Genomic DNA, 281 nt, shown 5'->3' on the forward strand with positions numbered 1-281 from the left:
TTGTTATTGACCAACGCGCTTACGGTATTGCGGTGTACATTTAGCATCTCTGCCAGATCGTTGATTTTCAGATTGAGCGGTTCAAGATACTCATACTGCAACACCTCGCCCGGCGTGGTGGGTTTGCGGAGTGCCTGTTGAAGTGTCATAGGTGATGCCTCACTTGTGTTGCGTGTACTTGTGTGGAGAGAGATAGAGATCGTCTGCTTTTCCCTCTGACCAGCGAAATACAAGCCTGTATTGTCTGTTTACCCGGATAGAGGACTATCCCTTCAACGGAG

Annotated in this window: 1 protein-coding gene and 1 pseudogene; both read right to left on the reverse strand. The window is 48.8% G+C overall.

The annotated features are described in order from the left end of the window. A partial coding sequence (locus tag RTW80_RS28935) for a helix-turn-helix domain-containing protein (protein WP_312721550.1) occupies positions 1-149 on the reverse strand: 149 nt, incomplete at its 3' end. Positions 150-159: 10 nt separating this feature from the next. Further along, positions 160-264 (reverse strand): annotated as a pseudogene (locus RTW80_RS28940) (type II toxin-antitoxin system RelE/ParE family toxin); the annotation flags it as partial. Positions 265-281: the final 17 nt, after the last annotated feature.

The organism is Escherichia sp. AM3 (genome assembly GCF_032029835.1).
In the GTDB taxonomy this organism is placed as follows: domain Bacteria; phylum Pseudomonadota; class Gammaproteobacteria; order Enterobacterales; family Enterobacteriaceae; genus Escherichia; species Escherichia coli.